Genomic DNA, 24,327 nt, shown 5'->3' with positions numbered 1-24,327 from the left:
TTTATTGATTTACAAAGTCAATTACCAATTTGGTAATGTAATTGATTTGTTCATCATCCAATTCTGTGTGCATAGGTAGCGAAATCACTTCCTTGACCAATTGATTGGTCACTGGAAAATCAGCTTCATTGTATCTTTCGTCCACGTAGGCTTTTTGCTTGTGCAACGGAACTGGATAATAGACACCACATGGAACGTTGTTATCGTTCAAATGTTGTACCAAGCCATCTCTTTTTCCATTGAGAATTCGAAGCGTATATTGGTGAAACACATGACAATCGCAAGTATTTTGGATTGAACCACAAGCACATGAAATCTTAGGCACAACAATATGTTCTTGCCCTTCCAATGCTTCGGAATATTTAGCGGCAGACTCCCATCTTTTTTGGTTGTAGGTGTCCAAATTCGGCAATTTGGCCCTTAAAACTGCAGCTTGAATGGAATCCAAACGGGAATTTACCCCAACCACATCATGATAGTATCTAGTGTACATTCCGTGGTTCACGATACCTCGGATTGTATGCGCCAATTCATCATCATTGGTGAAAATAGCACCACCATCCCCGTAGCAACCTAAATTCTTGGATGGAAAAAATGAAGTGGATGCCACATGCCCAATAGCTCCTGATTTTTGTTTCTTACCCGAACTTGAAGTATAGGTCGCCCCAATCGCTTGGGCATTATCTTCAATCACATACAGGTTATGCTTTTCTGCCAAGGCCATAATCGCATCCATATTGGCACATTGCCCGAACAAATGCACAGGAACAATGGCCTTTGTTTTAGGTGTAATTGCTTTTTCAATGGCTGCTACATCAATATTAAAGGTATCAGGTTCCACATCTACCAAAACAGGGGTGAGATTTAAAAGTCCGATTACCTCAACAGTGGCTGCAAAAGTGAAATCGGCAGTAATCACCTCATCTCCTGGCTGAAGACCTAACCCCATCATACAAATTTGCAAAGCGTCGGTTCCGTTGGCACAGGGAATCACATGTTTTACGCCCAAATAATCTTCCAATTCCTTTTGAAACGCATGAACCTGTGGACCATTAATAAAAGCTGAGGATTCCAAAATCTCGGTTATCGCATCATTTACCTCACTTTTTATGCCTTCGTATTGACCTTTAAGGTCAACCATCTGTATTTTTTTCATCCGAATAAATTAATAGTCCAAAATTAAGAAATTAAGCTGCCATAATGCCCTCTAAACGAAAGAATGTATTTTAGCGAAAAATGATGCCCTTGCGTTTTCTGTATAACATCCTAATTGCCCTTTCTTGGCAAGTACTCAAAGTGGTTGCCCTTTTTCAACCGAAGATAAAATTGTTTGTTTCGGGTAGGAGAAACACTTTCGCCTTTTTGGAAAGTAAACTTAGCGGCAAACCCAAAACCATTTGGATGCATGTGGCCTCTTTGGGTGAATTTGAGCAAGGACTTCCTATTTTGGAACGTTTACGGATTCAATATCCCTATCATAAATTGATACTTTCTTTTTTCTCGCCTTCAGGATACGAGGTTAAAAAAAATACTACCGCTGCCGATGTGGTGGTTTATCTTCCGATGGACACCCATACAAAGGCCAAACGATTTTTGAATTTGGTCTGCCCTGATTTGGCCATCTTTGTAAAGTATGAAATTTGGCCCAATTATTTGCAGCAATTGAAGCATCGCAACATTCCCACTTTATTGATTTCGGCGATATTTTCGGAGCGACAAGTATTTTTTAAAGGATATGGCGGATTTATGCGTAAAAGTTTATCCACTTTTTCCCATTTCTTTGTTCAGGATGAAACTTCAAAAAAACTATTGACGAGCATTGGATTTAAAAACGCAACAGTGGGAGGAGACACTAGACTAGATCGTGTTTCCGAAATTCAGAATCGAGACAATCAACTGGATTTTATGGACTCCTTTAAAGGAAACCTTAATTGTTTGGTTGCTGGAAGCACTTGGTCCGAAGATGAAGAGATCCTAATCGAATTCATCAATTCCACCAAAACAGAAATGAAATTCGTTATTGCTCCACACGAAATTAAATCTGCCCATATTGAGAAAATAACCTCCGCACTTCAAAAAAAGACGGTTCTCTATTCCGATTTGGAACATAAAGATCTTGGTGAATTCGATGTGCTCATCATAGACACCATTGGCCTGCTCACCAAAATTTACAGCTATGCTAATCTAGCTTACGTTGGTGGTGGTTTTGCTACGGGATTACACAACACCATGGAACCTGCCGTTTTTGGAATTCCCATCATAATCGGACCTCAATATTCAAAATTTAAAGAAGCTGAAGATTTGGTAAACCAGGGTGGTATTTTATCCATTTCAACTTATGATGAGTTTCAATCCTTGACGGAAAAATTAATTACGGACCCTGAACACACTCATAAAATTGGGGAGATCAACAGTGATTACATCAATTCCAATAAAGGCGCTTCGGATTTGATCATGAAGCACATCTCCGAGATTTTGTAAAATTTGGTTAGCTTTAACAAATTTCATCCTTCATGGACAAGCGTATTTTCAGAATTTCGATTACAGCTGCCTTAGCTGGATTTTTATTTGGCTTCGACACCGTTGTAATTTCGGGAGCTAATCAACCTATTAAAGAATTATGGGGCACCAATTGGTTTTTAGGTGATTCCATTTTTACATTCCACGGCATTTTTATCATGTCCATGGCTCTTTGGGGTACTGTTTTGGGTTCCCTTTTCGGAGGAATACCAACCGATCGTTTGGGTCGAAAAAAGACCTTGTTCTGGATAGGTATCCTGTATTTTCTTTCTGCTGTGGGCTCCGCCATGGCACCCGAAGCTTATAGCTTTTCCTTTTTTAGGTTTATTGGAGGAGTTGGAGTTGGTGCCTCTTCTGTAGCGGCTCCTGTTTATATTTCTGAAATTTCCACTGCAGCCAATCGTGGTAAGCTGACGGCCATGTACCAATTCAATATTGTATTTGGGATTTTGATTGCCTTTATCTCAAATTATTTGATTGGGGTGATTTTTGACGAAAGCATAGCTTGGCGATGGATGCTTGGCATTGAAGGGCTTCCAGCGTTGATTTATACCATATTAGTATTCAAAATTCCGCATAGCCCAAGATGGTTGTTGCTTAAGAATAAGGCTGATACCATTGTAATAGAGTCCATAACCTCCTTGGGAATAGCTACGGAAAAAGCTTCTTTGCATCTCACAGAAATAAAAACCGCTCTTTTTGATACCGCTGAAAAACATAAGGAAAGTCTATTTTCAGGCAAATACAACAAGTCTTTGGTTTTGGCTTTTCTGATTGCATTTTTCAATCAATTATCAGGAATCAATTTTGTGCTTTATTACGCTCCCGAAATATTGGAACGAGCTGGTTTGGCTTCTGGCGAATCGTTGTTCAGTTCCATTTCCATTGGAATCATCAACCTCATATTTACTTTTGTGGGAATTGCGCTTATTGACAAGTTAGGACGAAAACAGCTCATGTACATCGGCTCCATCGGCTATATTATAAGTTTGGCCATGGTTGGTTGGTGTTTTTATTCAGGAGCCAGTTCGGTGCTATTATTGACCTTTATTTTGATTTTCATTGCCTCACACGCTGTTGGACAGGGCGCCGTGATTTGGGTTTTCATTTCCGAAATATTCCCCAACAAAGTGCGCTCCTACGGACAATCTTGGGGTACAGGAACCCATTGGGTGTTTGCCGCTTTGATTACTTTAATCACCCCAACGTTTTTGGATGCTGAAATTGGGATTTTCAAAGACAATCCATGGCCCATTTTTATCTTCTTTGCGGTAATGATGGTGTTGCAATTGTTATGGGTCATGTTCATGATGCCCGAAACAAAAGGCATCACTCTGGAAGAACTTGGAAGGTTGCTCAGCTCCAAAAAGGACAAGTCCAATTGATTGTTTAACAGGATATGCCATAAAGCCAGCCTTTAGTCGAATATTGACATCGACTATACCAAAAGCTGATATAATTCCTTAAATTGAAGGAAATTACACTATTATGGCACATGAAATTAGCATTGGAAACAAGCTTATGGTTGGTTTCCTTCGAGTAATGGTTTTTGTATTGATTGTAATCTTGATTGCAATCCCAGTTTGTATTTTATTGGATTTTCTGGGCGTATTGGAAGCCATTGGATTTAATTAAAAAATCACTTCTTGCTCTCCCATTGACTTTGTGATTTTCTTGATGTAGTTCTCCACTGTTTTTTCCATATTGGTGGGATCGGTTACATCTACATCGCCTCTCCAAATCAATTCTACATCTTTACCGATACAAATACAGTAAAGTGAAGTTTCTACGTGGTAAATATTAAAACTATCGTAGTGTTCTGGATTGTAGAAAATATCTTGGTGTTCCAAATAATCTGCATTGAATCGAACAAACATATGGTCAATGTCGTTCATATGCTCTTGAAAGGTTCTTCGGTTTTCAGTTTTCACCAATTTGGTGAACAAAATGGCATCAAACCCTTTGTCCAATAATTGTTGTTCCACTTCTTCCAATTCCTTTTCGGTTTTTTCAGAAGCAGTAAACTCCACATCGAATAAATCAATGCTGCGCATGGCATCCACACCCTCTTTTTTTAACTCTTCAACAAAACGGGTTTCAAATTCCACGCGTGCGCCATCATCAGGAGTCATACCCACTACAAGAACTTGGTATGCGTCAAAGAGTACGATATCTGGATTTTTCCAGGTACTCACGAGCCTTGTAGAGGAACACCCCATGAGGAGCAATAACACTATGGCTACCAGTTTTGTTTTCATCAGAATGGGTTTATCGATTCATGCGCAGCAAAAATCATCTATTTATTTCAATGGGTAGAAAAAGTAGCCTGTCTTTTTTCAAGCTGCTTTCTCAAATCTTCCACGGTATTAGACATGGATTTCTCAAAATCATCAGAATTGGATTTGGCAAAAATTCTCGGTCCTGGAGCACTCAGTTCAATTTCGCAAATCTTGCCTTGTCCAGATTTATCGTTTTCAGTTTTAAATAACACATTGGCTTTGATTAACCAGCTGTACTTGTTTTCCAAACTTTCCAGTTTTTTCATCAACAAATCGGTCATTGCCTCACTGGTCATCATTTTCTGGTATTGAACATGTACTTCCATAATTATTGTTTTGATTCTATATCAAATCTACAACCTACACCCCTTAAATTTGATGACAATTGTCAGTTTTAAGACTGATTCCTAGCTCAAGAAAAAGGGTTGACCTGTACTTTGCAGCACTGAGAACCATAGTTCGTCTTCCAAGTCTATCTTTTTTCTTTTTTTGGTGACTTCAGAAATTGGAATGTACACATATTTGTTGTTCACTCTACTAGCTACAAACTTAGTTTTCCCTGCCATTGCTCCATGTACTGCGTGATAAGCCAATCGGCTACAATACACACTATCGCTCGAATTGGCAGGCGCACACCTCACAATATAACTTGGATCGATGTACTTTATGGTCACTGGTGTTTCCTTGGATTTAAAATAAGCTGAAATCTGTTCCTTTAGGAAAACCCCAATATCTTGATGCTGCACATTGCCCGATGCATCTTTCACTTCTTCCCGTTCTTGAAATAAATGCTGTCCTGCACCTTCGGCCACCACAATTACGGCATGCTTTTTCTGTTCAAGGCGGTGTTCCAATGCCTTTAAAAAGCCACGTTCACCGTCCAATGAAAAATGCATTTCAGGAATCAAAACAAAATTGACCACAGGCATCGCCAAAGCGGCAGATGCGGCAATAAAGCCACTATCCCTTCCCATTAATTTAATAATGGAAATTCCGTTATAAGCTCCAGTTGCCTCATTGTGCGCATCTCTTAAAATTGGGCTAGCTACATCAAAAGCGGTTTCAAAGCCGAAAGATTCATCAATCAGATCTATATCATTGTCAATGGTCTTTGGAATTCCAACCACACTGATCTTGGCATTACGCCTTCCTATTTCTTCACCAATGGCATTTACGCCTTTTAAGGTTCCATCTCCACCAATGGCAAACAACATATCCACATTATTGGCTTCAAGGGTATCCACCATAATCTCAACATCTTGCCCTCCTCTTGAAGATCCCAAAAATGTCCCTCCGAATTGATGTATGTTGTTTACCTTTTCGGGTGTCAACTCAACCAATTCATGGCCCTTTTCGGGATTGAGCCCTTCGTAACCGTAGGGTACCCCAATTATCCGTTTAACTCCATAAAAATAATGAAGCGCCATAACCACACCACGAATCACATTGTTGATTCCTGGACAAAGTCCGCCACAGGTAACTATGGCTGCGGTTACGTTCTTGGCATCAAAAAAAAGGTCTTCCCGTGGTCCAGCCATTTCCATACAATCGGGTTGAACCCCCGTTGATAGACAATGATGAAAATGATCTACGGAAAGGTCGAAAACCAATCGATTCGATTCGTTGATAAAATCGAACAATTGGTCTCCTGGCTCCTTCCCTAGTTCCATGGGTGATTTATATTTGGGCGCACCCAAATGTTCTATATCAAATTTGTTCTTATTGCTCACTTAATTCAATCTTATAAATGTTCTGTTAAGCTATGGTGCGAGTCAATTAGCGGTCCTCCTTCCATAATCTCATCCGATGCTTCACTGGCAAACTTATCAAAGTTAATATGGAACGAATGTGCCAATTGAATGGCCTTGCTCACATATGCTCCTTTTTGTAACCAGGTGTTCATTGGGTCCAATATTTCAGTTGGTACTCCAGGACAATATTTTGGCATATGTAGACCAAATATTGGGTGGGTTTCAAAATCCACATCATCCAATTTACCATCCAAAATGGCAGAAATCATGGCTCGTGTGTATTTCAATTTTATTCTGGATCCCACACCATAAGGGCCTCCACTCCAACCTGTGTTGATCAACCAAACGTTTACTCCTGCCTCTGTCATTTTTGCGCTTAGCATTTCGGCATATTTAGCTGGGTGCAATGGCATAAATGGTTCACCAAAACAAGCCGAGAACGATGGAACAGGTTCCGTAATTCCAGCTTCGGTTCCCGCTACTTTCGCGGTATATCCCGAAATAAAGTGATACGCTGCTTGACCAGGTGTTAATTTAGATACTGGAGGCAAAACACCAAAGGCATCACAAGTTAAGAAAAAGATATTCTTTGGGTTGGATGCGTAGGATGGAACTTGAATATTATCGATATGATCGATAGGGTAGCTCACCCTTGTATTTTGGGTAATGGAGCTATCAAAATAATCCACCTCCTTGGTTCCTTCTTTAAAAACTATGTTTTCCAACAAAGCTCCTGGTCGAATAGCGCGATAAATGTCTGGTTCCTTTTCTTCAGTTAGGTCTATTACCTTGGCGTAACATCCTCCTTCAAAGTTGAAAATATTGTTTTCCTTGGTCCAACCATGCTCATCGTCACCAATCAATTTACGGTTAGGATCTGCAGAAAGAGTTGTTTTTCCTGTCCCTGACAATCCAAAGAAAATAGCAGTATCTCCATCTTCTCCAACATTGGCTGAACAGTGCATTGGCAATACTTCTTTTTCGGTGGGCAATATGAGATTCAAGGCAGAGAAAATACCTTTTTTCATTTCACCTGTATATGCAGAACCTCCTACCAAGGCAACTTTTCTCGTAAAGTTCAAAATGGAAAAGTTCCCGCTCAAAATTCCATATTCGGATGGATTCGGCGCTTCATAACCTGGCGCACAAAGTACCAACCATTCTTCTTCAAAGTTTTCCAACTCGCTTTCATCAAGTCTCAAGAACATATTTTTGATGAAGTAATTGGACCATGGATATTCGGTCACAGTGCGCACATTCATTTGATATTGCGGATCGGCACATACAGCGGCATCCCTAACATATATCTCTTTTCCAGAAAGATAGTTTGCCACTTCATCATAAAGTTTATCAAAATTTTCTGGAGAAATTGGCTTATTGATTCTTCCCCACCATATTTTATCCTTGGTGTAATCATCTTTCACCAAAAAACGGTCTTTGGGCGATCTACCTGTAAACTTACCTGTATTCACGCAAAGCGTACCATTTTCGGTCTCTACGCCCATTCCTTTTTCCAATGTAATTTCCTGTAGCGTTTCTGGAGATAAATTCCAGTGTGCATTTACATCTTTTAATCCGTACTTACTTAGGTCTGTGGTTGTGTTCATATCGATTGTGTTTGTAGTGTCCATATCAATAGTTTTTATATTAGAAGTTCCAAATCCATGGAACCAAAATCAGTGTTGCGATAAAAAACAATAGTAACAATGGGCCACCTACCTTTAGGTAGTCCAAAAACTTATATCCCCCTGCCGACATTACCATGGCGTTTGTAGTTGTACCCACAGGGGTTAAAAATGCAGTAGATGCACTAATAGCTACCGCCATCATAAATGGTTTGGGTGATACTCCCAGCGTCATGGAAGCCATAATGGCAATTGGGGCCATTAACACAGCTGTTGCTGAATTATTTATGGTTTGACTCAATGCTGCGGTGAGCAAAAATACTCCTGCCAGCAATGCCACGGGGTGAATAGACCCCAATGTATCCACCAAACTGGTTGCGGCCATTTGGGCCACCCCTGTTTTATCCAAGGCCACACCCATCGGAATCATTGCTGCAATCATCACCACACTCGTCCAACTGATTCCTTTATAGGCTTTGCTAATGGGTACGCACCCTGTTAACATCATAATTCCTGCACAAACCAAAGCGGCAATCGCACCTGGCATCACTTTAAATACCAACAATAGAATCATTAATATCAGCGTACCTAAAGCGATATAGCTTCTTGGGGTAAGTTCGTCCACATTTTTAGCTAAAGCTTCGGGACTACCTGAAATTACCAAATTCTCATACACGGATTTTAGGGCAATGATGTTTTCCCATCGTCCTCGAATCACAAAGGCATCCCCTGCCTTGATTCTTATTTTTCCTGTTAGCGGAACATTGTCGCGGCTAACTGCCAATAATTGTACCCCTGCTTGTTGTAGGTGGTGCCCAAGTGGAATGGTTTTTCCCACAAAGACAGAGTTTGGGGTTATCAACATTTCGGCCATACCTACCTCTTGGTTGATCAGTTCTTTTTTGAGGTTATCATTCTCAGGTTTCCACGTGATAAACCCTAAATGAAATTTCAACACCAATTTATCTACATCTTCTGGTTCCCCTTTCACAGTGATGATATCGTGATAGCGCATTTCGGTATCCAACCCTGGCATTTCCACAAATTGGGGCACTCTTTTTAATTTATTTGGATGTCTACGTTTTAACCTCATAACGGAAACCTTATGGTTTTCCTCAAAATTCCAATCTCCAATTTTAGTATTGATCAATTGCGACATAGATCGGATACGAAGGCGATACATATTATCTCCAATACTGTAATTCTCCACCCATTTATGTAATTCTTGGTCTATTGCAATGGGCTTATTATCGGTTCTATGACTTGGCAACAATTTATACCCCACATACCTAAAATAGAGAATTGAAATAATCAATAATGGTAATCCAATCAGTCCAAATTCAAAGAACGAAAATCCTTCAATGCCATTTTCAACCAATGCATTGCTCACAATAATGTTTGGAGGTGTACCTGTCAGGGTCAATAATCCGCCCGTATTGGATCCGAATGCAACGGGAATCAGCAATTTGGAAGGGAATGTACCTGCACTCCAAGCTGCTGTAACTACTACAGGTAGCATAGCTGCCACTGTTCCCGTATTGCTCACAAATCCAGACAGCAAACTTGATCCTGACGAAACAATCACCATGAGCCTTGCAACACTTTTGTGGGCCCATTTCACGAACATTTGTCCCGCCATGGCCGTCCAACCTGTTCTTGAAAGCCCTTCTCCAATAATGAACAAGGCCGCAATCATAATCACCGTTGGATTACTAAAACCTGATAGGGTTTCGGTTAGGTTCAACACTCCAGTTAGAAAAAGTGCCAGCATGGCCATCAGGGCTACCACATCGGGCGGGAATTTTCCCCATACAAACAATACAATAGTGATTCCTAAAATAATCAGGAGTGCAATCATTCTGTGTGATTATGGTATTAATCCAAGGCCAAAACAGGAACCTCGGAGTGCAGGGTCAACAGCATGGTCAATCTGCCCTCGGATGGGGTACTCATTTCTGCATGGTTTCTTGGCAATATGGTTAAAAGGTCGATTTCCTTTTCTTTGATGTAGGTTAAAATTCCTTCCTCTACATCGTCGCTTTTTTTGAAAACATGATCTACATAAAAATGCTCCAAGTAATACTCCAACAAATTCTCGTTGGATTCTTTAATCGCATTTTCATCGTAAATGGATTCTTTATAAATGGTAAGCACGTGCACCTTTGCATTAAAGGTTCTGCTCAACACCAAAAGCATTTCGAGTGTATGTTTATCCTCAATTTTCTCACCACCCAAAACCAAAGCAATTCGCTCAGGAGTCTTAACCTCGGTTCCATAAGGAATTGAAATTACAGGGCAATTGGCTTCAACGACTAATTTTGAGGTATTTGTAATGGCTTCATCAGTGATTTTGTCACCCATGGTGCCCATCATGATCATGTCTGCTTTTGTTTCTGCTTGGGTAGCCAAAATGGTTGGTATTACCTTACCTACTTTAGTAGTCAATACAGGTACTACTTTCAATCGTACTCCAAAAGCTTCGACGGTTTTGGAAAAATCTTTTTTCAAACCCTCTTCATCGGATTCGCTCAAGGGCATTGTGCTAACATAAAGGGCCAAAATTTCTGTGGAACTTTCAGTTCCGACAAAATTGACCACATACTCCAGTGCGTTGACCGAAGCTTCAGAAAAATCAAAGGGGATTAATAATTTATTTAAACTGCTCATACCTAAAACTTTTAATTGTTTGCTTTTTCACTTTCAAAATTAGAACCGCCCTACCATCTAAAACATGACGGAAGTCAGGTTTATAACTTTACCTTGATATTAACAAAAATTCAAGCTTTAGAAAAGTATCCTAAGTTATTTTTTTGAAACCATTATGGTTATATTTAAAAACCCTAAAATAACAGTAGATTTTATATGGATTTAGTAATTGGAGTAGATATAGGTGGCACCAAAACCAAAATAGGTTTAGTTGATGAAACAGGACATTGCCATGAAAAAACATTTTTTAGAACACGGGAATACCCGAATCTGAATGAATATCTAGACAAAATCAAATCCACGGCCGATGAACTTATTGAACAATTGGGTAAAGAGGTCAATATAATTGGATGTGGTATCGGTGCTCCAAATGCATCCAGTAAAAATGGCACTATTGAAAGAGCCAGTAATTTGGTTTGGAAAGGCAGCGTTCCTCTGGTGGAAAAACTAAAAGAGCGGATGCCAATGCCCATTCGTATTATGAACGATGCCAGTGCGGCCGCTTTGGGTGAAATGTTGTTCGGTGAGGCCAAAAACATGACCGATTTTATCGTGATTACCCTCGGAACTGGATTTGGTGCTGGCATTGTTGCCAACGGCAGATTGATTGATGGTTATGATGGTTTTGCAGGTGAATTGGGACACGTGGACATGACCATTGGTGATGGACGACTAACTGGTTTGGGAGTTCGAGGTGGACTTGAAGCCTATGTTTCGGCCACAGGATTAAAGCGTACCATTATGTTTATGCAAAGCAAATATTTGGTGGAAAGTAGATTCAGGGATATCGCCTACAACGACCTTCATGGAGAAGACATTACTCAAGCCGCAGAGGAAGGTGATGAAATAGCCTTAAAAGCATTTGATTACACAGCACGAATAATGGCCCTGGCCCTGGCGAATTTTACCGCATTTACCCAACCCGAAGCTTTTATTCTTATGGGGGGACTTACCAATAGTGGAAAATGGATCATGGATCCATTGGAAAAATATTTTAATGGATTCTTACTTGACGTTTATAAAGGAAAAGTGAAGATAATCCATTCTGGGATGCACGGTAAAGATGCGGCCATTTGTGGAGCTGCAGCCTTGATCTGGGAACAGCAGAAAAAAGCGTAAAAACAACACTTTTTTTCAGTTCATGATAAACATCATACAATAAGGCCTTATTTATAAGAAAACTTTGTACTCCAGCAATCCCAAAATAGTAGATTATGGAGTTTGCAAAGTATGGCCCTAGATTACTTTGTTGCCTAATTTTCTCAATTTCCTCCCTCACTCCCCTTCATGCCCAAAATTCAGCAGAAAACGAATATGGCTCTTGGTGGATGTTTTGTGGCACTACCAAAATCCATGAAGCTTGGAGTATTCCTACTGTTGGCATCTTGAGGTACCACGATTTAATGGATAAATATGCCTTCGGATTTGTGAGTTCTGGAGTTTCTTATAAAATAAGTTCGGCCAGTTCCGTTGAGGGTGGCGTTGCATTTTTAAACTCGACCTCCTATTCCGACCTTTATGATTCGAAAAATTCAACCCAATTTTGGCTGTATGGTTCCTACACCTTAAAATCCAATTTTAAAAAGGACCTCATCCTTCAACGATTTCGAATGGAAAATCGCAGGTTGATCACAGATGAAGATCCTAAGGAGAACAACAGATTCCGTTACCGACTGCAATATGTAACTCCCATTTCAGAAAGTTTATATTTTAAAACCTACAACGAGCTATTCCTCAATCTAAAAGGAGATGTCTTTAACCAAAACCGATTGTTTGTTGGAATAGGCCAAAAAATCAATAACCATTTAAAAGTTGAAACAGGCTATTTTAATCGAAAATTCTCCAATAGACAGGAGCACATGATTTTGTTTGGATTGAGTTTTACCATCGATCTTACCAAAAACCAGGATTTAGCACTTCAATCAAATTAAGGGTTGTATTTTATCAATTTGGTAATTTAAGCCAACTTTTAAACCTGATTTTTATCATATTTTTTAAAACCATGGTCTTCTACCTTTATCATATATAAATACAAGAAGTCATGAAACCTAAAAAGAACCCAAACGCCGAAATAGGACGCAATAGCAGTCTTTATTTCATGATAGGCCTTACTTCCGTATTGTTTGTAACATGGCAATCCTTGGAAGTAAAGTTCTATGAGAAGGAGACCAAAGTTTCAGAAGTTGTTCAATTGACCGATGATCTTAAGGAAGAAGTTCCCATCACTGAAATGATAAAAACCCCTCCACCTCCTCCTCCACCATCTGCCCCAGAGGTAATTGAAATTGTGGAAGATGTGGTTGAAGTGGAAGAAACCGTAATCCAAAGTACAGAGAGCAGCCAAGAAACCTATATTGAAGATGCTGTTGTTTCTATAGACGATGTGGTCGTGGAAGAAGTAGAGGAAAATATAGTTGTTCCTTTTGCAGTTATCGAAAATGTTCCTGTTTTCCCAGGTTGTGAAGACTTGACAAGTCAAGCAGATCGAAAAGCATGCTTTAACCAAAAAGTGCAAGAGCATATTAAAAACAACTTTAAGTATCCTCCAACCGCATTGGAAATGCACATTACTGGGCGGGTTTATGTTCAATTTGTGATCGATAACCAAGGTCGAGTAACGGGAATTCAAAAAAGAGGCCCCGACAAACTTTTGGAAACTGAAGCTGAACGTATTATCGCTTCCTTACCTAAAGTAAAACCAGGGGAACAAAGAGGTAAAACTGTAAGTGTAAAATACAGCATCCCCATTAACTTTATAATGGATAACGATAAAGATGATTGATTTTAGATAAGATGTATTAGGGCCCAAGTGAAAGCTTGGGCTTTTTTTATGGTTAAAACCAAGAGGTTTCCACATAGTCATTTGTTCTGGAGGCTCTTTCCCTGCTTTTAATGCGTAAGTGGGTCTTATCAACTTGTCTTGCCCTATACCCCAGCAAGTGGAAAAGTTTTTTGGCAAAAAATCGGGTAATCCTTAAATCTACCACTAAGGTGTCCTTAACTTTGGAATCCCATTTAACACCTGGTAAAATTGCCAGCAAATAATCGACTTTAAATTGACGAAGTTGTTTGGACAACCATAACAAAAATCTCGGAACGGGTCGTACAAAATAAAATCCTTCGTTTCCTTGTTTTTGATACAAGGGCATAAAAATCTGACGTTGGTGCTTGGTCTTCAAAATAGTGTTGTTCTCCAATGCCAATTCCGTTCCTTTAGGAACTAGTTGAAAATTGATAAAGCCTGGTTTCATCTCAAAATTATGCCCAGGAGCAATTAAATGCTGATGGTAAATTTCATAGAACCGATGCGAAGTTGAACTAGCTTTAAATATGGATTCATAGTGTAGTTTTTTTGCTTTTTCATCTGCTGGAATGGAATGTGTAAGCATCAAAGAATACCAAATAAAATCGATGTTGGTTTCCACTGCTTTTACATCTTCGTGTTGCCCGCTTTCAAAACCCAAGGATACATAGCCCAATTCATTGATATAGCTCAAAAGGGCTCCATGCAAATATTCTTCAATCCCCAAAATAATGGGCAATGGGTAATTGGAGGCGTAATTACGATTCAAAAGACTATCATTCAGCACCATAAAAGGGGTAGTGTCGCTAGATGTAGTATGCAGATCTAAAAAATAAAAGGGAGGTTCGCCATTTTCCAGAATCTCTTCGATGATTTGAAACAGCTCTTTGAGCTGCTGCTCTTCGGGGTGCGCCAATACCTCTTCTGCTAATATCCTTTGAATTCTATCAGGAAACCAAATGCGATTAAAGTCCTCTTGCTGGAACCGCATTTTATGCTCGAGGGCACCAAGGTTACCCGACAAGGCATAAATGTTTCCAAAAACGGGTATTTTCTTTTCCCTTATTTCTTCAAAAACTTGCTCAGATGCCAAAACGCCCGCTGGTTCGTTCCCATGAATGCCACCAAAGAATACCACGGTGGGCCCATTTTTTTCACCTTGAATATGATCAATGACCCTCCTAACCTTCATTCCTTCTGCCTTCGCTACTTGTTGCATCATCGATATTTATAAATCCACTTTACTCACGATGCCCACCACATGGGTATCTACCAATACAGGCAAACATCCTATTTGATGGTCTTGCATTATCTTTTTTGCTGCTTTGATTTCTGTTTTGGGTTCAACAGTAAATACATCCTTGATCATAATATCCGAAACTCTTGCCCCATTTTGACTCATCGTGCCCAATCGTTCAATATGTGTCCAGGTTAAAAGCCCCACAAGTTCTCCCTGCCCATTCTCCACGGGTAAATGATGGATGTTGTTCCATTTCATAATGGCCATGGCAAGGTTAGCGTAGTCGTCCTCATAGAGTTTCATGAGTTTGGTGGACATAATCTGGCCCACCCATTTAAATTTATCGGTAGTTTCGGCCATATTTCCGACCGATTCCCATTCATGCACTGGTTTTTCTGTTTCCTGATTTTTGCTCATCGCTTTGGTCAGTTGCACAATGGCACTGTCCAACTTCATTTGCTTGCGGAGACTCCTAAAGTTTTTGATTTGCCATTCCGCCCCTGTTCCTTTTTTGGTGCGCTGTGCAATTATCCCTAGCAAGCGTTCAATATCCTGCTCGTCCACCCCGTATTTTCTTAACCCGTCATAAGCTATAGGCAAAAGTTCTTCCAGCACCATTTTCTTGGCCGTAATAGCTTTATCTTTCCAAGTGAACATGGCATTCCTTCCATTTGTAGCAGCCCTTAAAAAGTTTAATTTGGCTTCTTTAAAGTCCATTTGAGAGGGCATGTCATCAAATCTTTTTGGTCTCCCAGCCATTAATCCCACCCAAAAAGCGAAGTTGGCCATTTCATCAATCACTGTTGGGCCCGATGGAATATACCTATTCTCAATTCGAAGATGTGGTTTGCCATTCCCAACACCATAGCAAGGTCGGTTCCAACGGTACACGGTACTATTGAATAAACTTAACGCTTCCAACTTGGGTACTTCGCCCCGATCTAATAATTCCAGGGCATTTTGCTCAATGGGCTTGGTCAATAAAATTCGGTGGGTAGAAATATCTTGTTTGAATATTTCCGCAACTGAATGTTTTTGCCACCGTTCCCCGAATCCAACTCGGGCCACCTGTTCCTTCACAGCCTTGGTCCATTTGCGGGTATCCAAACTTTGTTGAAACAAGGCGATTCGGGTTTCGCTCCATAATTCTCTTCCCAAAAGCAGGGGTGAATTGGTGCAGATACTCAAAACAGGACCTGATATGGCCTGTGCCCAATTATAACTCTTTATAAAGTCGTCTGGGTGAATTTGTAAATGCAATTGAAAACTGGTATTACAGGCTTCGAACAAAACCGAATCGTGGTGCAAAGACAGTTCATCCACTCCTTTAATCCTTACAGAAAAATCATCTCCCCGCCACTTTCGCAACACATCATTTATGCGATAATATCGCGGAATAGGAGTCATAAAATCCATTCCCAATTCATCTTTGCTGATGGATGGCAAAATTCCCGTTAAAATAATTTTGGCATCAAATGCTTTGGAGGTGTGTTGTACTTTCGTCAATAACCCCCTTAATTGTTCCTCCATACCCGCAAAGCAGCCTGACTCCAAGGTTAAAGGATCTAGATTGGCCTCAACGTTATAAGTTGCGAATTCTGTGGTAAAATGGGAATCATCCAACGCCTTTAATACATCCATGGAAATTGGCGCTGGCCTATAATCGGAATTGACCAAACACATTTCTTGTTCGGCTCCAATTCGGACAATATCATCCTCTATCATCCCATTTTGAATCATTCGCTCCAAGGCTCGAATATCATCAATAAGATGTTGCACAAAAGCTTTTCGCTCCTGCTCATCAAATGCACTGGAAGCAATATGTTCTCCCATGGAATATTGATTTAATCCGTTATCTCAACTGCTTAAATGTACAATGAACCAACGGCCAAAAAAATGACGATTATCATTTATCAAACCCAACAAGGGGGCAATCCTGACAATTGTCATATTTTTTGAGAACATGCAAAAGTACCTTTGACCTATAATGTAATGGTATGCAGCTATGTGTGATTTAACCCAAAAATACAATGTCCCAGGTCCCCGCTATACGAGCTACCCTACTGTACCGTATTGGGATTTGGATAGTTTCTCTGGAAAACAATGGAAATCCAGTGTGCTGAAAACTTTTCAGGAAGACCCGAAGGAAGGAATCAGTATATACATCCACCTACCTTTTTGCGAAAATATGTGCACCTTTTGCGGTTGCCATAAACGCATCACCAAAAGGCACGAGGTGGAAAGACCTTATATCAATGCCGTGTTGAAAGAATGGGAGCTGTATTGCGACCTTTTGGGCACAAGACCTTTGATCAAGGAACTTCATTTGGGAGGTGGAACCCCTACCTTTTTCTCACCAGAGAATTTAAAAATACTTATCGAAGGTATTCTTAGATCAGGAAAGGTGGCCGAAACCTATGATTTCAGCTTTGAGGGTCACCCGAACAACACCACCAAAGCCCATTTGCAAACGTTGTATGATGTTGGTTTTAGAAAAGTTTCGTTTGGAGTTCAAGACTACAACTTGACCGTGCAACGGGCCATCAATAGGATTCAGCCTTTTGAAAATGTGAAGAATGTGACTGAATGGGCCCGAGAAATTGGGTACACTTCGGTAGGACACGATATAATTTATGGTTTACCTTTTCAAGATTGTGCCAATGTTGAAGAGACCTTGATCAAAACAAAAGCCATAAAACCAGATAGAATTGCCTTTTACAGCTACGCACATGTGCCATGGCTTAAAGGAAACGGACAACGTGGGTACAAAGATTCTGACCTTCCTTCATCTGTGGTTAAAAAAGCCCAGTACGAAATGGGAAAAAGAATGCTCACCGAGTTTGGCTATAAGGATGTAGGTATGGACCATTTTGCCTTGCCTACGGATAATTTGTACAAAGCACTTGTACAAGGAACTTTGCACAGGAATTTTATGGGCTACACGCCTTATAAAACCAACCTGATGATAGGTTTGGGAGCTTCGAGCATCAGTGATAGCTGGTACGGATTTGCCCAAAACGTTAAAAATGTGGAAGAGTATGAAAATTTGGTTTCCCAAGGGGTTATCCCTATTTTTAGGGGACATATTCTCAACTTGGAAGATCAAATCGTAAGAAAGCATATCCTCGACATCATGTGTCAATTTGAAACCACATGGACCAACGAGGAAGAGCAAGAAGTTGACTTTTCCAGCATATTGGAAAACCTCTCTGAACTGGAAGCCGATGGATTGGTTGAAACTACCTCGAATTCCATAAAAGTGACCGAGAAAGGAAGACCTTTTGTTAGAAATATCAGCATGGCTTTTGATCTTAAATTACACCGTAAGAAACCAAATACCCGAATTTTTTCCATGACCGTTTAACCTAAAAAACAAAAACAATGAAAAGTATAATCGTACCCGTTGATTTTTCAAATCAATCTGAGAAAGCGCTCAAGGTAGCTGCTTCTCTGGCCAAAAAAAACGGAGCCAAATTATTGGTGCTCCACATGTTGGAACTTTCTCCAGCAATTATGGGTGAATCTGGCTATATCTCCCAAGAACAAGTGGTACATCTAATAAAACTTGGTGAAAAAAGGTTTGAAGACTTTTTAAACAAACCTTACCTCAAGGATATTGAACTAGTTCCTGTAATCAAACATTACAAAGTGTTCAGTGAAGTGAATGAAGTTGCCGAAAAGCATAAAGTGGACCTTATTGTAATGGGCTCCAATGGTGCCGATGGTCTTCAAGAAATCTTTATCGGTTCCAATACTGAGCGTGTGGTAAGAACTTCCGATGTTCCTGTATTGGTTATTAAAGGGGACTGTGAAGACTTTAACCCAGAACATTTTGTATTTGCTTGTGATTTTGAGGAAGAAAGTGTTCCTGCACTTCAAAAAGCAAAAGAAATGTCCGATTTATTGGGTTCTAAATTGCATTTGGTATACATCAACACTCCAGGGGATGAATTCTTAAGTACTGCAGACGCCTACGACAAAATCTCTAAGTTCTTAAATGCCGCTGGAATTGGTATGGAAGTAGAAGTGTACAACGATTACACTGTGGAGAAAGGCGTTTTGAACTTCAGTGAAAAAATCGCTGCTGATTTGATCGGAATCCCAACTCACGGAAGAAGAGGATTATCCCACTTCTTTATGGGTAGTATTGGTGAGGATATTGCCAACCATTCCCAAGCACCTGTAATTACGTTTAAAATTTAATTTGGATTACATTTTTAATTGGTTTCATGTGATTCAAAAAAGGGAGCAAAAATTAATTTGCTCCCTTTTTTATTGGTTAGATTCTGGTTGTTAACCGTGAAACCTTTCATATGCTGCTTTTTCCAAGGCCTCCCTATGGTCTGGATGCGCAATGGAAATCAAAGCATTTGCTCGTTGTTGTAAGTTTTTTCCAAATAGGTTTACCACTCCAAATTCAGTCGCCACATAATGCATATGGGCCCTTGTGGTGGTTACCCCAGCGCCTTGCTTTAAAAATGGAGTGATTTTGGAAACACCTTTTTTGGTTATGGACGACATGGCAATAATCGGTTTTCCCCCTTTGGATAGCGAAGCTCCTCGCATGAAGTCCATTTGCCCACCTACCCCAGAGAATTGGTAACCTCCGATTGTATCGGCACACACCTGACCCGTTAGGTCTATTTCAATGGCACTATTAATAGCCGTTGCTTTTGGGTTTCTACGAATTCGAGCTGTATCGTTGGTATACCCTGAATCCCTAAAATCGCAAATAGGGTTGTCGTCAATAAAGTCGTAAAGTTTTCGAGATCCTACAGCGAAGCAGCTCACGATTTTTCCTCTTTTCACGGCTTTTTCCTTTCCATTGATTACACCACTTTCCAATAAAGGCAATACGCCATCGGAAAACATTTCGGTGTGGATACCCAAATTTTTATGGTTGCCCAAGTTGGACAATACGGCATTTGGAATGTTTCCGATTCCCATTTGAAGGGTTGCTCCATCTTCAATCAAAGAGGCTACGTGTCTTCCAATTTCATGCTCAACGTCGGAAATTTCAGTTGGATTATGTTCATGGATGTGTCTATCCACTTCAATGGCATAGGTTATTTCATCTATGTGCACGATTCCTGTACCATGGGTACGTGGCACTTGTGGATTGATCTGCGCCACAATTTTTTTAGCCGTTCTAACCGCTGGCAAAGCCACATCCACCGAAACGCCCAAAGAGCAATATCCATGTTTATCTGGGGGAGAAACTTGCACAAAGGCTACATCCAACGGAAGGTATTCGTCCGCAAACAACCAAGGTATCTCACTTAAAAACACAGGGATATAATCCCCCATATAGGTGTTTACAAAGGGTCTAACGTTGCCTCCCACAAAGCAGGCGTTTAGGGTAAAGGCTTCGCAATACGGTTTGCGGGTATATTTGGCATCTCCTTCGGTATGAATGGAAATAATTTCAACATCCTTTAGTTCATTGTGTCGCTCGCAAAGCCCATCGATCAATTCGTTAGGGGTCATGGCTGCTCCTTGAAAAAACACTCTATCTCCAGAATTAACTATTCCGACGGCTTCTTCAATTGTAGTTATTTTCACTTTATCTAAGTTTTAAGGTTGATGGCATTCAATGGTGGCGGTTACCGAGTTGGTGGCCATGGGTTTGGGAGATACATACGGAATTCCCAATCCAAGACCCCTAACAATAAACAAAGCACCAATGATTACCACAAATACGGGAATTAATTTTCTAAACTTGTTTTTTATGGAGTTGCCCAATATTCCTTTGGAATATACTACCAAAGACATTAAAGGTACTGTTCCCAATCCGAACAACATCATATATAATCCACCTTGTAATGGGTTGCCCATGGCAATGGCACCCAAAAGAGCCATATATACCAAGCCACAAGGCAAAAACCCATTTAGGAACCCAATGGTCAAAAAAGCATCGGGTGTTTTTTTCTTGAGTTCACCACCAAGTTTGGATTTTACTTTTCCTAATAGGGAATAAACGGGGGTCAAAAATTTATGCCCGTTCAGGTATTTTGTTGGAATCAGCACCAATAAAATCATGATGACTCCGATACCAATGGAAAGCTTTTGCTGGATTCCGAAAAGGGCCAAACCCTTACCTAAAAATCCGAACAACATTCCAATAATGCCATAGGCCAGCAATCTACCAAAATGGTAAATGGACAGCTGGATTGTCTTTTTGGTCATATTGCTTTGGTCCAATGGCAACATAAAGGCAATGGGGCCGCACATGCCCAAGCAGTGCAAGCTTCCCAAAAGTCCCAAAACCAAAGCCGACGTGATCATGATCAGTACACTAATTTTTGTTTATGTAAAAATGGCTTACCTTCATACTCCCATATAATGGAAATATCCCAGCGACCGTCTACCAAGCGATTGTCAGGTATGAGCAAATGTGTTTTGGACAAACTTATAGGAAAGTTAGAATCCAAGTGCTTGTTAGACGGTCTATAAAGGGACACTGTTCCAGTAATCTTTTCTGGGTCGAATTGCTCAGGAAACTCAATGACCAAACCTTCAACTGTTTTCTCGACCTTGAGTTCTACACCCGCTTCGGAAGCAGATTTTGAGGCATCTATTTCCTGTTGATAAGACAATTCTTTTTTATAATATTCTTCTGTTACCAAGTCGTGATTGGCCCTGTCGTCGGTACTCATGCGAACCACAAAGTATAGAATAAATGCAATGAAGCCTATAAATGCCAATACGATTCCTGTTCCCCAATTTATCTTCATCTCTTTCTCTTTAATTATAGCTTCTAGGTGCCAAAAACTGTGTTATGGTTGTTTCAATGAGCTTCTCGCCACTGTACACCCCAATTTTTAATTTATCCTTATCCCCGTTGAGTGCCGAAGCATTTATTTCGATGAACAAGGTTCCTTCTGCCAACTGTTCTGCTGGAATAGTGAACTTTTCCAACGAGACCATTTTTATTTCCCCAGGATGCGACATCAACTTAAAGGAAACGTTTTCTATATCATTGGTGGTCTTGTTCAACAATTTATAAGTAAACACATTACTGATGATGTTATTCTCCTTTCTTTCATACAACTGTCCTGGTAAGCGAAGTACATTGGCCTCTACTTCGTTCCGCATAAATAGCATTCCGATCAAAATCCCGATCAAAACCACAAGCACGGCTGTATATCCTTTCATGCGAGCTGTAAACTTGAACTTGTTCTTATGATTGATCTCGTCCTCGCTAGCGTATCTGATCAAACCTTTAGGCTTGTCAATACTTTCCATAATATGGTCGCACTCATCGATGCAAGCTGTACAGTTTACACATTCCAACTGGGTTCCATTTCGAATATCAATTCCTGTTGGGCAAACATTCACACATTGGAAACAGTCGATACAATCACCATGTCCCAATGCGTTTCTATCTTCATTTTTTCGGAACTTTTTGCGTCCGTTTTCGCCTTCCCCACGCTTATGGTCATAGGCCACAACTATGGATTTATTATCGAGCAATACGCCCTGCAATCTTCCATAAGGACATGCGATGATACACACCTGCTCCCTGAACCATGCAAAAATGAAATAGAACACTGCTGTAAAAATCAACAGAGGAACCATGGTGCTCACATGCGCCATAGGGCCATCGGTGATGTAGGCCAACAGCTGGTCACTACCGATCAAATAGGCCAAAAAGACGTTGGCAATAAAAAACGAAATGATGAAGAAAATACTCCACTTCAACAATCGTTTCCAGATCTTTTTTCCAGTCCAAGGTGCTTTATCCAAACGCATTTGGGCACCTCTATCGCCATCAATCCAAAATTCGATCCTGCGGAAAACCATTTCCAAAAAAATGGTCTGTGGACACATCCATCCGCAAAAGATTCGACCATACGCCACCGTAAACAGTGCGATGAAAATGACCCCAATGATCATGGAAATCACGACCAAATGGAAATCTTGCGGCCAAAACGGAAATCCGAAAATATTGAAACGCCGTTCGAGCACATTAAACATTAGAAATTGGTGTCCCCTAATTTTGATAAAGGGGGATGCTATCAAAAAAAGCAGTAGAAAGTAGCTTACGTACTTACGGTAATCATAGAACCGTCCACTGGGTTTTTTTGGAAAGATCCAATTCCTTTTTCCTTCTTCTGTGATTGTGCCTATGGAATCTCTAAAATTCTCTTCCATCGCATTTTGTGGTTTATGGATAAATGACTGTTGTCTGGCGCCTTAACAAGGCTTAATCCATGGCAACTTGTGTTGAATCTGTTGCTTGCTCCATTTGTTCGGGTTGGGCTTCAGATTCGCTTTCGTTTGTTTGTGGTGCATCGGGGTCTTTCCAAAGATCTCCTTCGGCTTCTTTTGGATTTGCTGGGGTTGTACCTCCCAAAGTGATGACATAACTCGCCACCTGTGCCATTTCAGCTGGTTTTAAGCTTTGCTTCCAAGCAATCATCCCTTTTCCTGGTCTACCTCCTTCGGATATGGTGTTGAATACATTTTTGATTCCACCACCATTGATCCAATAGGCATCGGTTAGGTTAGGACCAATTCCACCTCCACCGTCTGCCATGTGACATGCCACACAATTGGATTGGAAAATGGATTCCCCAGCACTTAGATCGGATGCATCTGTTAGCAATTCAACCGTATTTACATCCACCAAATCTTTGGCTGTTCTTTTGTATTCTTCAATTTCAATTTTGGCTGCTGCTACTTCCTGTTCGTATTCCAAGGCCTGATCATATTCACCAATCACATGGAAACGCACCAAATAAATAACACCAAAAATGATGGTTACATAGAACAAGTACACCCACCACGGCGGAAGTACGTTGTCCAACTCTCGAATACCATCGTAATTGTGGTCGAGAATAATCTCTTCCTCTTTTTCTATGGCTTTGGTACGGGTCAACTTTTTCATCAAGTTTTGAACCCATGTCCATTCGTACTTTTTGGTTTTTGCTTCCAAATAGCGCTCCTTGCCTTCTTCTGAAAGGGTTTGGAACATGATATTTTCGATGGAAGCTAGTATAAGCTCTATGGCTATTAAGATCATCAACACCAACAACAAGAAAAACTGTGTAATGGGATATTCTATGATTGCGGGTTTATCTCCAGAGTCAATAAAAAATTCCATCAATCCGAAGATCAAGAAGAATAAAACGGGGACACGAATCCACCAAGGTGTTTTAGTACTCATAATTTTATAGTTTGTTTTGTTGATCGTTGTTATCCAAAGGCAGTTCTCCCATTTCCTTGATGTGCTCCTTGGTAGCCGTGAACACCCACCAGAAAAGCAATACGAAGAACACGAAGAATATCATGAGGGAAATCATCGGATAGTTGGCTATCCCGTCGATGCTTTCCATATGGTTTTTTACAAATTTCAACATGGTTGTATTAGATTTTAAATTTGAGAGGCAAGAACCAAGAC

Annotated in this window: 23 protein-coding genes; 8 read left to right on the top strand and 15 right to left on the bottom strand. The window is 40.4% G+C overall.

Going from position 1 to position 24,327, the window contains the following annotated elements; genetic code table 11:
* Position 1: 1 nt before the first annotated feature.
* Positions 2–1,156: a DegT/DnrJ/EryC1/StrS family aminotransferase gene (locus BLQ18_RS05225; RefSeq protein WP_090293333.1), complete on the bottom strand. Its 1,155-nt coding sequence runs from the start codon at positions 1,154–1,156 to the stop codon at positions 2–4.
* 83 nt (positions 1,157–1,239) lie between these two features.
* Between BLQ18_RS05225 and BLQ18_RS05220 the strand changes: the two genes are divergently transcribed.
* From BLQ18_RS05220 to BLQ18_RS16970, 3 genes are all read left to right on the top strand, one after another.
* A complete protein-coding gene (locus tag BLQ18_RS05220) occupies positions 1,240–2,481 on the top strand; it encodes a 3-deoxy-D-manno-octulosonic acid transferase (RefSeq protein WP_090293332.1) in 1,242 nt (413 codons plus the stop codon).
* A gap of 32 nt (positions 2,482–2,513) precedes the next feature.
* Positions 2,514–3,905: a sugar porter family MFS transporter gene (locus tag BLQ18_RS05215; RefSeq protein ID WP_090293331.1), complete on the top strand. Its 1,392-nt coding sequence runs from the start codon at positions 2,514–2,516 to the stop codon at positions 3,903–3,905.
* A gap of 103 nt (positions 3,906–4,008) precedes the next feature.
* Positions 4,009–4,155 carry a hypothetical protein gene (locus BLQ18_RS16970; protein WP_175443718.1) on the top strand — a complete coding sequence of 49 codons (147 nt, stop codon included), beginning with the start codon at positions 4,009–4,011 and terminating at the stop codon, positions 4,153–4,155.
* Here the strand turns inward: BLQ18_RS16970 and BLQ18_RS05210 are convergent.
* From BLQ18_RS05210 to BLQ18_RS05185, 6 genes are all read right to left on the bottom strand, one after another.
* Positions 4,152–4,778, bottom strand: a complete 627-nt coding sequence (locus BLQ18_RS05210; RefSeq protein ID WP_090293330.1) for a hypothetical protein — start codon at positions 4,776–4,778, stop codon at positions 4,152–4,154. The two genes, BLQ18_RS16970 and BLQ18_RS05210, sit on opposite strands and share 4 nt — an antisense overlap.
* Before the next feature lie 47 nt (positions 4,779–4,825).
* Positions 4,826–5,125, bottom strand: a complete 300-nt coding sequence (locus tag BLQ18_RS05205) for an HPF/RaiA family ribosome-associated protein (RefSeq protein WP_090293329.1) — start codon at positions 5,123–5,125, stop codon at positions 4,826–4,828.
* Positions 5,126–5,206: 81 nt separating this feature from the next.
* Positions 5,207–6,529, bottom strand: coding sequence for an ATP-dependent 6-phosphofructokinase (locus tag BLQ18_RS05200; protein WP_090293328.1), 1,323 nt, complete (start codon positions 6,527–6,529; stop codon positions 5,207–5,209).
* 11 nt (positions 6,530–6,540) lie between these two features.
* Positions 6,541–8,157, bottom strand: coding sequence for a phosphoenolpyruvate carboxykinase (ATP) (pckA, locus tag BLQ18_RS05195; protein ID WP_090293677.1), 1,617 nt, complete (start codon positions 8,155–8,157; stop codon positions 6,541–6,543).
* A gap of 40 nt (positions 8,158–8,197) precedes the next feature.
* Positions 8,198–10,033 carry an SLC13 family permease gene (locus BLQ18_RS05190; RefSeq protein ID WP_090293327.1) on the bottom strand — a complete coding sequence of 612 codons (1,836 nt, stop codon included), beginning with the start codon at positions 10,031–10,033 and terminating at the stop codon, positions 8,198–8,200.
* Between the two features lie 17 nt (positions 10,034–10,050).
* Positions 10,051–10,842 carry a universal stress protein gene (locus tag BLQ18_RS05185; protein ID WP_090293326.1) on the bottom strand — a complete coding sequence of 264 codons (792 nt, stop codon included), beginning with the start codon at positions 10,840–10,842 and terminating at the stop codon, positions 10,051–10,053.
* A 195-nt stretch (positions 10,843–11,037) separates the two neighbouring features.
* On the opposite strand from BLQ18_RS05185, the gene BLQ18_RS05180 reads away from it, so the two are divergent.
* The 3 genes from BLQ18_RS05180 (at position 11,038) to BLQ18_RS05170 (ending at position 13,663) form a co-directional block, all read left to right on the top strand.
* Positions 11,038–12,000 carry an ROK family protein gene (locus BLQ18_RS05180; protein ID WP_090293325.1) on the top strand — a complete coding sequence of 321 codons (963 nt, stop codon included), beginning with the start codon at positions 11,038–11,040 and terminating at the stop codon, positions 11,998–12,000.
* 95 nt (positions 12,001–12,095) lie between these two features.
* Complete coding sequence (locus BLQ18_RS05175) at positions 12,096–12,812, top strand: DUF2490 domain-containing protein (protein ID WP_090293324.1); 717 nt, start codon at positions 12,096–12,098, stop codon at positions 12,810–12,812.
* 110 nt (positions 12,813–12,922) lie between these two features.
* Complete coding sequence (locus tag BLQ18_RS05170) at positions 12,923–13,663, top strand: energy transducer TonB (RefSeq protein ID WP_090293323.1); 741 nt, start codon at positions 12,923–12,925, stop codon at positions 13,661–13,663.
* A 52-nt stretch (positions 13,664–13,715) separates the two neighbouring features.
* Here BLQ18_RS05170 and BLQ18_RS05165 read toward each other — a convergent pair whose 3' ends face one another.
* Positions 13,716–14,906 carry a succinylglutamate desuccinylase/aspartoacylase family protein gene (locus BLQ18_RS05165; RefSeq protein WP_090293322.1) on the bottom strand — a complete coding sequence of 397 codons (1,191 nt, stop codon included), beginning with the start codon at positions 14,904–14,906 and terminating at the stop codon, positions 13,716–13,718.
* 6 nt (positions 14,907–14,912) lie between these two features.
* On the bottom strand, positions 14,913–16,757 hold the full coding sequence (locus BLQ18_RS05160; protein ID WP_090293321.1) for a glutamate-cysteine ligase family protein: 1,845 nt from the start codon (positions 16,755–16,757) through the stop codon (positions 14,913–14,915).
* A gap of 172 nt (positions 16,758–16,929) precedes the next feature.
* Between BLQ18_RS05160 and hemN the strand changes: the two genes are divergently transcribed.
* Positions 16,930–18,288 carry an oxygen-independent coproporphyrinogen III oxidase gene (gene hemN / locus BLQ18_RS05155; protein WP_090293320.1) on the top strand — a complete coding sequence of 453 codons (1,359 nt, stop codon included), beginning with the start codon at positions 16,930–16,932 and terminating at the stop codon, positions 18,286–18,288.
* 17 nt (positions 18,289–18,305) lie between these two features.
* The gene (locus BLQ18_RS05150) at positions 18,306–19,127 is read left to right on the top strand and encodes a universal stress protein (RefSeq protein ID WP_090293319.1); all 822 of its coding nucleotides are present in this window, start codon (positions 18,306–18,308) and stop codon (positions 19,125–19,127) included.
* 90 nt (positions 19,128–19,217) lie between these two features.
* On the opposite strand, the gene BLQ18_RS05145 is transcribed toward BLQ18_RS05150, so the two are convergent.
* From BLQ18_RS05145 to BLQ18_RS05120, 6 genes are read right to left on the bottom strand one after another with little or no spacing between them, the layout of a single operon-like run.
* Positions 19,218–20,486 (bottom strand): acetyl-CoA hydrolase/transferase family protein, encoded by a 1,269-nt coding sequence (locus BLQ18_RS05145; RefSeq protein WP_090293318.1) that lies wholly within the window; start codon positions 20,484–20,486, stop codon positions 19,218–19,220.
* Between the two features lie 12 nt (positions 20,487–20,498).
* Entirely contained in the window at positions 20,499–21,209 is a 711-nt protein-coding gene (locus BLQ18_RS05140) for a sulfite exporter TauE/SafE family protein (RefSeq protein WP_090293317.1), read from the bottom strand.
* Positions 21,210–21,211: 2 nt separating this feature from the next.
* Positions 21,212–21,658 (bottom strand): FixH family protein, encoded by a 447-nt coding sequence (locus tag BLQ18_RS05135; protein ID WP_090293316.1) that lies wholly within the window; start codon positions 21,656–21,658, stop codon positions 21,212–21,214.
* A gap of 10 nt (positions 21,659–21,668) precedes the next feature.
* Complete coding sequence (gene ccoG, locus BLQ18_RS05130; RefSeq protein WP_090293315.1) at positions 21,669–23,078, bottom strand: cytochrome c oxidase accessory protein CcoG; 1,410 nt, start codon at positions 23,076–23,078, stop codon at positions 21,669–21,671.
* 52 nt (positions 23,079–23,130) lie between these two features.
* Entirely contained in the window at positions 23,131–24,093 is a 963-nt protein-coding gene (locus BLQ18_RS05125) for a cbb3-type cytochrome c oxidase N-terminal domain-containing protein (protein ID WP_090293314.1), read from the bottom strand.
* Positions 24,094–24,097: 4 nt separating this feature from the next.
* The gene (locus tag BLQ18_RS05120) at positions 24,098–24,286 is read right to left on the bottom strand and encodes a CcoQ/FixQ family Cbb3-type cytochrome c oxidase assembly chaperone (RefSeq protein WP_090293313.1); all 189 of its coding nucleotides are present in this window, start codon (positions 24,284–24,286) and stop codon (positions 24,098–24,100) included.
* Between the last annotated feature and the right edge of the window lie 41 nt (positions 24,287–24,327).

This window comes from Flagellimonas zhangzhouensis (assembly GCF_900102925.1).
In the GTDB taxonomy this organism is placed as follows: Bacteria; Bacteroidota; Bacteroidia; order Flavobacteriales; family Flavobacteriaceae; genus Flagellimonas; species Flagellimonas zhangzhouensis.
This window is presented reverse-complemented; position numbering and strand designations above follow the sequence as displayed.

Coding starts and splice junctions, on each gene's coding strand:
- BLQ18_RS05140 (WP_090293317.1), bottom strand. CDS start 21,209: ATGATCACGTCGGCTTTGGTTTTGGGACTTTTGGGAAGCTTGCACTGC.
- BLQ18_RS05180 (WP_090293325.1), top strand. CDS start 11,038: ATGGATTTAGTAATTGGAGTAGATATAGGTGGCACCAAAACCAAAATA.
- BLQ18_RS05150 (WP_090293319.1), top strand. CDS start 18,306: ATGAAAAGTATAATCGTACCCGTTGATTTTTCAAATCAATCTGAGAAA.
- BLQ18_RS05205 (WP_090293329.1), bottom strand. CDS start 5,125: ATGGAAGTACATGTTCAATACCAGAAAATGATGACCAGTGAGGCAATG.
- ccoG (WP_090293315.1), bottom strand. CDS start 23,078: ATGGAAGAGAATTTTAGAGATTCCATAGGCACAATCACAGAAGAAGGA.
- BLQ18_RS05120 (WP_090293313.1), bottom strand. CDS start 24,286: ATGTTGAAATTTGTAAAAAACCATATGGAAAGCATCGACGGGATAGCC.
- BLQ18_RS05175 (WP_090293324.1), top strand. CDS start 12,096: ATGGAGTTTGCAAAGTATGGCCCTAGATTACTTTGTTGCCTAATTTTC.
- BLQ18_RS05170 (WP_090293323.1), top strand. CDS start 12,923: ATGAAACCTAAAAAGAACCCAAACGCCGAAATAGGACGCAATAGCAGT.
- hemN (WP_090293320.1), top strand. CDS start 16,930: ATGTGTGATTTAACCCAAAAATACAATGTCCCAGGTCCCCGCTATACG.
- pckA (WP_090293677.1), bottom strand. CDS start 8,157: ATGAACACAACCACAGACCTAAGTAAGTACGGATTAAAAGATGTAAAT.
- BLQ18_RS05165 (WP_090293322.1), bottom strand. CDS start 14,906: ATGATGCAACAAGTAGCGAAGGCAGAAGGAATGAAGGTTAGGAGGGTC.
- BLQ18_RS05225 (WP_090293333.1), bottom strand. CDS start 1,156: ATGAAAAAAATACAGATGGTTGACCTTAAAGGTCAATACGAAGGCATA.
- BLQ18_RS16970 (WP_175443718.1), top strand. CDS start 4,009: ATGGCACATGAAATTAGCATTGGAAACAAGCTTATGGTTGGTTTCCTT.
- BLQ18_RS05210 (WP_090293330.1), bottom strand. CDS start 4,778: ATGAAAACAAAACTGGTAGCCATAGTGTTATTGCTCCTCATGGGGTGT.
- BLQ18_RS05185 (WP_090293326.1), bottom strand. CDS start 10,842: ATGAGCAGTTTAAATAAATTATTAATCCCCTTTGATTTTTCTGAAGCT.
- BLQ18_RS05215 (WP_090293331.1), top strand. CDS start 2,514: ATGGACAAGCGTATTTTCAGAATTTCGATTACAGCTGCCTTAGCTGGA.
- BLQ18_RS05160 (WP_090293321.1), bottom strand. CDS start 16,757: ATGGGAGAACATATTGCTTCCAGTGCATTTGATGAGCAGGAGCGAAAA.
- BLQ18_RS05125 (WP_090293314.1), bottom strand. CDS start 24,093: ATGAGTACTAAAACACCTTGGTGGATTCGTGTCCCCGTTTTATTCTTC.
- BLQ18_RS05135 (WP_090293316.1), bottom strand. CDS start 21,658: ATGAAGATAAATTGGGGAACAGGAATCGTATTGGCATTTATAGGCTTC.
- BLQ18_RS05220 (WP_090293332.1), top strand. CDS start 1,240: ATGCCCTTGCGTTTTCTGTATAACATCCTAATTGCCCTTTCTTGGCAA.
- BLQ18_RS05190 (WP_090293327.1), bottom strand. CDS start 10,033: ATGATTGCACTCCTGATTATTTTAGGAATCACTATTGTATTGTTTGTA.